This window comes from Sphingorhabdus sp. (assembly GCF_044374345.1).
GTDB lineage: Bacteria > Pseudomonadota > Alphaproteobacteria > Sphingomonadales > Sphingomonadaceae > Sphingorhabdus_B.
Window position 1 is genome coordinate 1 of record NZ_JBILOS010000105.1, and the last position, 6,566, is coordinate 6,566.

Genomic DNA, 6,566 nt, shown 5'->3' on the forward strand with positions numbered 1-6,566 from the left:
GGCACAAAAATCGCCGCATCGCTAAGGCCGTTTCATGTCTGAAATCACGCCCCAAATCGTCGCCGACCATGGTCTCAATGAAGAAGAATATGCGCGCATTTTGCACGCCATGGGCCGTGTGCCCAACATGGTTGAACTCGGTATATTTTCGGTGATGTGGTCGGAACATTGTTCCTACAAATCCTCACGCATCCATTTGAAGAAACTGCCGACACAGGCGCCTTGGGTCATTTGCGGCCCCGGTGAGAATGCGGGCGTTATCGATATTGGCGAAGGCCCGAACGGCAGCAAGCTGGCCGCGATCTTCAAAATGGAATCGCACAACCACCCATCGTATATCGAACCCTATCAGGGTGCGGCGACCGGCGTTGGCGGTATCTTGCGCGACGTGTTCACAATGGGCGCGCGCCCCGTGGCGAATATGAACGCCCTGCGCTTCGGACGTCCCGACCATCCCAAGATGAAGCATCTTGTGCAGGGCGTGGTTGCGGGCATTGGCGGCTATGGCAATTGTGTTGGCGTGCCCACCGTGGGCGGCGAAACCAATTTCCACCCGGCTTATGACGGCAACATCCTCGTCAACGCCATGACCGTTGGCGTCGCCGATCAGGACAAGATTTTCTATTCGGCCGCAACCGGCGTTGGTAACCCGATTGTCTATGTCGGATCGAAGACAGGCCGCGACGGTATTCATGGCGCGACCATGGCATCGGCGGATTTTGGTGCAGACATTGAAGAAAAACGCCCGACGGTTCAGGTCGGCGATCCATTCACCGAAAAGCTGCTGATTGAGGCATGCCTTGAACTCATGGCGTCGGATGCGATTGTCGCGATTCAGGATATGGGCGCGGCTGGCCTGACCAGCTCAAGCGTCGAAATGGCCACCAATGGCAAGGCCGGCATCATCCTCGACATGGACAAGGTGCCATGCCGCGAAGAGGGCATGACCCCCTATGAAATGATGCTGTCGGAAAGCCAGGAGCGCATGCTGATGGTGCTCAAGCCCGGCCGTGAGGAATTTGCGAAGGCCATTTTCGACAAATGGGAACTCGATTTCGCGGTCATCGGCGAAGTCACCGACACGGGCCATATGGTGCTGACGTGGAAGGGCGAGGTCGTCTGCGATATTCCGCTTGGACCATTGGCCGAAGACGCGCCTTTGTATGACCGCCCGGCGGCGTCGAAGGACGAATATAAGGCATGGGCCAATGTCCAGCCGCTTGGTGATGTTCCCGCCAGCAAAGACCTGGGCGCGGATTTGCTTAAGCTGATGGCAAGCCCTGATATCGCGTCACGCGCGTGGATTTGGCAGCAATATGATAGCCAGGTCGGCGGCGACACAGCGCAGCTTTCGGGCGGTGATGCAGCCGTCGTGCGTATTCACGGTACCAACCGCGCACTGGCGATGAGCACCGATTGCACCCCGCGTTATTGCTATGCTGACCCGTATGAAGGCGGCAAACAAGCGGTTGCCGAAACCTATCGCAACATCAGCGCGGTCGGCGCAACGCCGCTTGCGATCACCAACTGCCTGAACTTCGCCAACCCCCAGCGGCCCGAAATCATGGCGCAGATCGTCGGCTGCCTCGAAGGGATGGGCGACGCGTGCCGCGCGCTCGATTACCCAATCGTGTCGGGCAATGTCTCGCTCTACAATGAAAGCAAGGCCACCGGCGGTGGAAGCGCGATTCTGCCGACGCCAGCTATTGGCGGCGTGGGTGTGCTTGAAGACGTCGGCAAGATGGCGACGATTGGGTTTAAAACCGATGGCGACGGCATCTTCGTCATTGGCCACAATGAAGGGCATCTGGGCCAATCATTATGGCTGCGCGAACTGCATGGCCGTGAAGACGGCGCTGCCCCATCGGTCGATCTGGCCCAAGAACGCGCGCACGCGCAATTTGTCCGCCAGCTCATTCAGTACGGCAAGGTCAATGCGGTGCATGACGTTGCCGACGGTGGCTTGCTTGTGGCCTTGACCGAAATGGCCTTGGCCAGCGGCAAGGGATGTGCGCTCGAAGAAATCGGCGACGCCTTCACGGCGTTTGGCGAAGATCAGGCGCGCTATGTTGTGACCAGCGCCGTTGCCGACCAAATACAGGCCGCAGGCATTCCGATGACGCGGATCGGCACGGTTGGCGGAACGTCAGTGAAGGGCCCCGGTTTCGAAGTCGAAATAGCCGACCTCCGCACCGCACATGAAAGCTTCTTCAAAAACTGGATGGAAAGCTAAGGCTTTCCATCATCCTTCCGTTTCAGCCGAAGCAGGCGTTAAACGGCAGGGGCCAGCAGATTATAGGGATCAATGCCGCTGGAACGCATCGCGGCATGCGCGGCTTTGTAGGTCACTGGCTCTGCGATGCCCAAACGCTTGCGTGCGTCGGCCAAAGGCTCGCGTAACAAGGCGGCAATATCTTCCTGCGCAATGTTCTTCGCTGCTTTGCCGATGCGATAGCCTTCGTGGACCGCTTTCATAATCGGCGCGGATTTCGCGACACGATATTTCAGTTCCAACCCGCCGGCATAAGCAATGAAGCCGACGCCCAGATTGTGGTTTTGCGCATAGGTAAAGCCAAGCACGCATTGTTCACCCAGCGCGTCACGGCCATAGCCGGTGAGGATGTGCAGCATGTCATGGGTATCACGCAAGCGGTCGCCATAACGGTCAACCACATCGCCGAAAACGGGATAGGATGTCCGGAACTGGGCATATTCGGCCTCAAGACCCGCCGCGGTCAGACCTTCGCGCTCCATGAATTCGACATAGGCACGGCCAACGGTGCCGGCTGGCAGTTTCTTGATGCTGTCATGGTCATCGAGCATGTCGATGAGGCGTTCATTGCTTTCGAGCAATGCCCGACCCTTTGGTGTTTCCCAAAACTTCCGCGCCATTTCGCCGAACTTGCGGCCGCTGAGCGCCGCAATGATGTGAAACACCTGCTCTGTGTCTTCCTTATTCGCGATCAGCTTACGAAAATGACGCCACGCTTTCAGCGGCTGAATCTTTGCAGGGGGGCGATCAGGATGCGAGAAATACAGTTCGGTCATGGCGAATCCAAAGCTAATTATGCGATAGGGATATTTACTACCTACATTCATGTCAATAACAAAAGCTTAACGCGCTGGACGGGTTTCGCGGACTTCTGTATTAATCAAATAACACAGGGGAATGTTATGCAGACATCGGAAAGCAGATACATCACGCTGGACGCGATGCGCGGCTTTGCGGTGATGGGCATATTGGCGATGAACATCATCGGCTTCGCGATGCCCGAATGGGCCTATATCACCCCTGCGGCTTATGGCGGTGAAACCTTTGCCGACCGGATGGCGTGGCTGTTTTCCTTTGTGTTCATCGACGGCAAAATGCGCGGGCTGTTCTCGCTGTTATTCGGTGCGAGCCTGATTTTGGTAACGGAGCGTGCATCGTCCAACGGCGAAAGCGCGGCGCATGTGCACTATCGGCGCATGGCGTGGCTCGCGGTCTTCGGCCTCGTGCATTATTTCTTCATTTGGTTTGGCGACATATTGTTCCTGTACGCCATGGCCGGGATGGTCGCTTTTCTGTTCCGCGACTGGGCGCCCGTGCGTTTGGTCAAATGGGCGTTGATTATCTTCAGCGTCGGCCTTGTCTTTTGGGGGCTGCAATTTGGCGGATTGCAAATCCTGCAATATCTGGCGACCCAGCCCGACGCGTCGGCGGATTTGGTGCGGCAATATAATGACGTGAAATCGAGCCCTGATTTCAGCTTTGATATCCCGGCGCAGGTCGATCTGCACCGCGGCCCATATCTACAGATTGTCGCGGACAAGCTCGCCGATTGGCCGGCTTTGTTTGGCATGATGTTCATGTCGATTGCCGAAACGCTGCCGCTGATGATGATCGGCATGGCCATGAACAAAAGCGGGTTCATTTTGGGCAATTGGTCGCCCGCCGATTACCGCCGCTGGGCATGGCGGTTGGTACCGGGCGGTCTGATCGCGACCGGCCTGCTCGCGCTGTGGATGATCGTCAGCCAATATGACGCGGTTACGGCGCTCGCGATTATCTTCTTTTGGGGTGCGATACCGCGTCTCATGCTCACCGTCGGATATGCGGCGGTGCTGATACTGGTCATCGCACGTTTTGGTGGCAGTCCGCTGATGTCGCGTGTCGCCGCCGCCGGACGTGCGGCCTTTACCAATTATCTTGGTACCAGCATCATCATGACCACCCTGTTCTATGGCTATGGCTTTGGCCTGTTCGGCGAAGTCGGCCGGCTTGGTCTATGGGCATATGTGTTGACGATGTGGGCGGTGATGCTGTCATGGTCGCAACCATGGCTGAAACGACATCGTTATGGCCCGTTGGAGTGGTTGTGGCGCAGCCTGGCCCGCGGGCAGATGCAGCCAATGCGTCGTTAATGCTATTGCAATCAATTCGCATTAACACTATAAATGTCTCTTAGGAGATGTTTTATGGTCGTTTGCGTGTGTAATGCCATCCGGGAAAAAGACCTGCGCGCTGCGGTGCGTTGCGGTTCTGAGCGTCCGAACGATGTGTACGCGCGCCTTGGTCGCAAACCGAAATGCGGCCAGTGCCTGACCTTTGCCCGAAATATTATCAGCGCCGGACCTGCGACCGCTTAGCATTAGCTGTCCGATAACTGGCGGTTTCACGACACTTTTCGCCTTCAACTGGGGCATATTTCACGCTATCTTGTTTCGACACATTATAAAGGATTGTGCCATGAAGGGTGATGCAAAGGTCATTGAGTATCTAAATGAGGCGCTCAAAAATGAATTGACCGCCGTGAACCAATATTGGCTGCATTATCGTATGCTCGACAATTGGGGCGTTTCCAAACTGGCACATTTTGAACGGCATGAGTCGATTGACGAGATGAAGCATGCCGACAGGCTGGCGGAGCGTATCTTGTTCTTGGACGGGTTGCCCAATTTTCAGCTTCTAGGGCGCTTGCGCATTGGTGAAACGGTCGAAGAAATCCTGAAAGCCGATTTAGAGCTTGAGTATGAAGCTCTGTCGCAACTGAAAGATGCCATCGCGCACAGCGAAGCTGTTCGGGATTATGTCAGCCGCGATCTGTTTGCCGAAATTCTTGAGAACGAAGAAGAGCATGTTGACGTGCTGGAAAAGCAGTTCGACATGATCGCACGCATGGGCATGGAAAACTACGTTCAGTTGCAGTCGCAGCCGCCCGAAGACTAATCAGCCCAAGCGCATTCCGCCAAGGGCGTTGCGTTGGGCGGCCGCGACCGGACGGCGCTCGACCAAGGGACTGGTTTCGGCTTCGAGCGCCAACACTGTCGCTTCGAACAGCGGCCGCAGGCGAACGACCTTTTCAACAAGTTCGGACGGGTCGATCTGAATTTCGACATAATGCCGCGCGGCGACTTCAATTTCTTCGGCCAACAATGCCAAGCGATTCGCGCCAAATTGCCATGCCTCACCTTTTAACGTGTGCGCAGGCATCACCAGCTTTGCCGAATCTTTCAGGCGCATGGCTTCTTCGATTGCGGCCACCGATTTCGTGCCGTCTTCAAGGAAATAGCCCAATATGCGCACAAAGCCTGCACCCAATAGGTTGCGGGTTTCACCAAAGGCTTTCCAGTCGATCAGTCCATCCGGATCGTTCGTCAACTATTTGCTCCCGGGACACGGAAATACGGTCCAGCACGACAGTACATCGGAAGAAGTAAACAGAGCGTTGACATAGTCTGTTTGCCAGACTGCGCTGCGTGCGGGCTTAATCCGCGAACGGGTTCTTTGATGAACGGAAATTGATGCGCACGGGTACGGCACCAAAATCCAAGTCACGGCGAATACCGTTGAGCAAATAGCGCGCATAGCTGGCGGGCAATTCGTCGGTCCGGTTGCCGAAAATCACGAACGTCGGCGGGCGGTTGCGCGCCTGCGTCATATACCGCAATTTGATCCGCTTGCCGCCGGGGGCAGGTGGCGGGTTTGCAGAAATCGCAGCTTCGAACCAGCGGTTGAGTATGCCGGTGGGCACGCGCTTGTTCCACGCCTCACGCGCGTCAAACGCGGCCGATATCATCTGGTCCAGCCCCTTGCCGGTCAGCGCAGACACGGCAATCATCGGAACGCCCTTCAACTGCGACAGGCCTTCCTCCAGCGCGGCACGAATGCCTTTGAACAGGCCGCTACCGTCGACGGCCACGTCCCATTTGTTGATCGCGATAATCAACGCGCGGCCTTCTTGAATGACATGGTCGGCAATTTTCAGGTCTTGGACTTCCAAACCTTTGGTCGCGTCCAAAAGCAGTACGACGACCTCAGCAAAATCGATGGCGTGTCGCGCGTCGGCGACCGATAGCTTTTCAAGCTTGTCCTGCACCTTGGCGCGCTTGCGCATCCCTGCCGTATCGATCAGGCGCACGCGCCGTTCGGTCAGCATCGGGGGGATATTGCCTTCTTCATCGGGCTCGCGCTCTTTCGGGCTTGGATCGGTCCAGACCCAGTCGACCGAAATACTGTCGCGGGTAATCCCGGCTTCAGGCCCGGTAATTAAACGGTTTTCGCCCAAAATCTTGTTAATGAGCGT

At 56.4% G+C, this 6,566-nt stretch carries 7 protein-coding genes; 4 read left to right on the plus strand and 3 right to left on the minus strand.

All coding sequences use genetic code 11. The features are described 5' to 3' along the window. The first annotated feature begins 34 nt into the window (after positions 1-34). On the plus strand, positions 35-2,233 hold the full coding sequence (gene purL, locus ACIQ5B_RS09580; RefSeq protein ID WP_397598818.1) for a phosphoribosylformylglycinamidine synthase subunit PurL: 2,199 nt from the start codon (positions 35-37) through the stop codon (positions 2,231-2,233). A gap of 38 nt (positions 2,234-2,271) precedes the next feature. Here the strand turns inward: purL and ACIQ5B_RS09585 are convergent, their stop codons facing one another. Next, a complete protein-coding gene (locus tag ACIQ5B_RS09585; RefSeq protein ID WP_397598819.1) occupies positions 2,272-3,048 on the minus strand; it encodes a Coq4 family protein in 777 nt (258 codons plus the stop codon). Positions 3,049-3,174: 126 nt separating this feature from the next. Between ACIQ5B_RS09585 and ACIQ5B_RS09590 the strand changes: the two genes are divergently transcribed. The 3 genes from ACIQ5B_RS09590 to bfr all read left to right on the plus strand — a co-directional run bounded on the left by ACIQ5B_RS09590 (position 3,175) and on the right by bfr (position 5,209). Then, entirely contained in the window at positions 3,175-4,404 is a 1,230-nt protein-coding gene (locus ACIQ5B_RS09590) for a DUF418 domain-containing protein (protein ID WP_397598820.1), read from the plus strand. A gap of 54 nt (positions 4,405-4,458) precedes the next feature. Further along, on the plus strand, positions 4,459-4,629 hold the full coding sequence (locus tag ACIQ5B_RS09595; protein WP_333569958.1) for a (2Fe-2S)-binding protein: 171 nt from the start codon (positions 4,459-4,461) through the stop codon (positions 4,627-4,629). Positions 4,630-4,729: 100 nt separating this feature from the next. Next, positions 4,730-5,209 (plus strand): bacterioferritin, encoded by a 480-nt coding sequence (gene bfr / locus ACIQ5B_RS09600; protein WP_397598821.1) that lies wholly within the window; start codon positions 4,730-4,732, stop codon positions 5,207-5,209. Here the strand turns inward: bfr and ACIQ5B_RS09605 are convergent, their stop codons facing one another. After that, complete coding sequence (locus tag ACIQ5B_RS09605; protein ID WP_397598822.1) at positions 5,210-5,641, minus strand: Hpt domain-containing protein; 432 nt, start codon at positions 5,639-5,641, stop codon at positions 5,210-5,212. Positions 5,642-5,747: 106 nt separating this feature from the next. After that, a partial coding sequence (locus ACIQ5B_RS09610; RefSeq protein WP_397598823.1) for a GTP-binding protein occupies positions 5,748-6,566 on the minus strand: 819 nt, incomplete at its 5' end.